The sequence below is a fragment of the Clostridium sp. N3C genome (assembly GCF_900095445.1).
GTDB lineage: Bacteria > Bacillota > Clostridia > Clostridiales > Clostridiaceae > Clostridium_AU.
The window spans coordinates 1-2,730 of sequence record NZ_FMJL01000104.1; the positions used below are offsets into that span (position 1 = coordinate 1).

Annotated in this window: 2 protein-coding genes; both read right to left on the reverse strand. The window is 33.9% G+C overall.

Features of this window, described 5'->3' with window-relative positions; all coding sequences use genetic code 11:
• Positions 1-8: 8 nt before the first annotated feature.
• Positions 9-791, reverse strand: a complete 783-nt coding sequence (locus N3C_RS14565; RefSeq protein WP_074366715.1) for a response regulator transcription factor — start codon at positions 789-791, stop codon at positions 9-11.
• Between the two features lie 82 nt (positions 792-873).
• Entirely contained in the window at positions 874-2,583 is a 1,710-nt protein-coding gene (locus tag N3C_RS14570; protein ID WP_074366716.1) for a methyl-accepting chemotaxis protein, read from the reverse strand.
• Between the last annotated feature and the right edge of the window lie 147 nt (positions 2,584-2,730).

The window sequence follows — 2,730 nt, forward strand, 5'->3', positions numbered from 1 at the left end:
AGGTATTTCTACCTCTTCCTCAAAAATTCCTTCGGTGATAATTTTGTATACTTTTTGAATACTGTAGCATAATGTTTATAGTCGTTAAAGCCTACCATGTAGGATATCTCATAGACCTTATAGTCTCCTTCTTTCAGAAGTTCTATAGACTTCTGAATTCTGTACTTATTAAGAAAATCATGGAAGGTATGATGTGTTTCTTCTTTAAACTTTCTGGAGAGATAGCTAGAGCTTACCGCTAAGTAATTAGCTACATCTTCTATTTTTATCTTTTCAGCATAGTTGTCAATAATGTATTGGATTGCAGATTTAACCTGTTTGCTGGTCCCCTGCTGTTCTTTAATGTAAGAGTCTGGTTTAATAAGATTGAAATCCTCATCATCCTTTACTGATGCTAAAAACTCCTTATAGCGGCGCTTTTCTTTTATTTTGACCCTTACCCTTTCAATAAGCTTCTTCAGTTGCTCCTCATCATAGGGCTTTAGCAGGTAATCAAAAACATCTAGATCTATAGCCTTTTTTGCATATTCAAATTCTCCGTAGCTAGTTAAAATAACTTTTTCAAAATCCCAGATTTCACTTGCTCGCTGAAGCATTTCTATGCCATCCATCAAGGGCATCTTAATATCTGTTATGACTAAATCCGGTTTAGTTTCTTCTATAACTTTAAGGCCCTCTAGGCCGTCGGATGCTTCTCCAGCTATTAGGCAATCCATACTAAGCCAGTCTATTGAGTGAACTAATCCCTTCCTGATTAAGTTCTCATCCTCAACAATTAGTATTTTTATCACGTCGTTTCGCTCCTTGTGTATTGTAAATTTAAGTTCTAACAGTCTCCCCAGTGATTGCTATTCTTTCAAGTTTTTATAATAATCAAATTTTAAACTTTTCTATGGCTGCCTTTAATTCGTCAGCGGCACTACTGCTAATATCTGTGTAACCTTGTACTTCATTAACCCTATTAAATATATTAGCTACCCTTTCTGACATTTCTAGTGTGCCTTCTGCACCATCGTTTACAGTGATGGCTACATCTTCTACTGCTTTTAAGATATCTTCTACGGTAGCAGCTAACTCCTGTGCCGTTCCGCTAATATCAGAAACTAAATTATCTACAAAGATTGCATCCTTACTGTACTTCTCTCCGGTTTCAATCATTTCTGAATAATCTTTACCAATACTAGAATCCATAAAAGTCATAATTTTTGCATAGCCTTCTGTTAGCTCTTCAACTGAATAAATAACCTCATCCACTGTCTTTTTGATTTCATCTACCGTATTTTTTGAGCTCTCCGCCAACTTTCTCACTTCATCTGCTACCACTGCAAAGCCTCTTCCGGACTCACCTGCTCTGGCTGCTTCTATAGCCGCATTTAAGGCTAAAAGATTTGTTTGTTCTGATATCTCTAGTATGCTGTTGGATAAGACATTGATTTTATCTACATTTTTTGCTCTAATTATTGCAGCATCCAAAGATTCTTTAGTTTTCTTATATACTTCTTTTGCATTTAAACTTGATTTTATGGCATTATCCTTTAATTGACTTGCTCTATCACTTATTGTTTTTGCCTCTTCTGATCCATTTTGTGCCTTTTGGGCTAAGAATTCTGTGCTTAGTTGAATTGAGTTTGTGGAGCTTCCTACTTCTTCGGCGGTGGCTGCTGTTTCTTCCATGGCCACAGAGAGCTTTTCTATGTTGATGTTAGTATCTTCCACTGTAGCTCTGAGATTACCAAGAAGTTCAGAGACCTTATTAGATGATTGGGTAACCTTTTCGGAATTATTATGAACCTCCACCATTATATCTCTTATATTGGCGATAAATTTATTGACACCCGCTGCTAAGTCTCCAATTTCATCTTTAGAATTCAACTCAATTTTTGCTGTTAGGTCTCCACCGCTTTCTGCCAAAGTAACTAAACTTCTTTTAAGCTTATCTATTGGTTTAGTTATAGATAATATTATAACTACTGAAGCTATTATAGCAATTACAAGGGATATAAAAATAATAACACCTAGTATTATGGCTGAATATTTATATAAATTATTAGCTTCATCTCTAGAAGACTTAGCCTTATTTTGATTATAATCAACCAGTTTATCTAATCTATACTCTAGTATATCATAATTAATTTTAGCATCCATTGAGAAAATATGTTCTGCTTCAGTAATATTGCCTTCTTCGCTTTTAGCCTTTAAATCATTATAAATTTCATTGGCCTGTTTTATATTGCTTTTTACTGCTTCGATTAGTTCCTTACTTTCTCCATCATCCATTAACTTTTCGTATTCTTGTATATAACTTTTTATATTCTCATTTATACTATTAATTTGCTCATCCACATCTGTTTTTTCAGAGTCTATATTTGAATTTAGATGCAAATTCTCAGCAATTCTAAAATCCGCTGCAGATTTGCTAATTGAATGAGCTAAGTTTAGTCTCTCCATCCATCTATCAGAAATAAGCTTTGAGGACTGGCTCATAGTATAAATAGTACTAAGAGAATAAATCCCTATAGCTACTAATAGGGCTGTTATGATAGAAAAGGCTAAAATTAATTTTGATTTGATTGTAAGTTTCATTTAACCCCCCCTAGTTATATCTAGGTACTGTCAAAGTTTTTTATATATCTAAGACAGCTACCATTTGATTTTACTTAATTTTTATATAAATAACTTGCCACCCCCTAAAAGTTCGTGTATTTTGAATTTGCAGTAAACAAAATTAAC

What these genes read in the sequence shown, in the direction of transcription:
- N3C_RS14570 (WP_074366716.1), bottom strand. Translation starts at nt 2,583, where the DNA reads ATGAAACTTACAATCAAATCAAAATTAATTTTAGCCTTTTCTATCATA.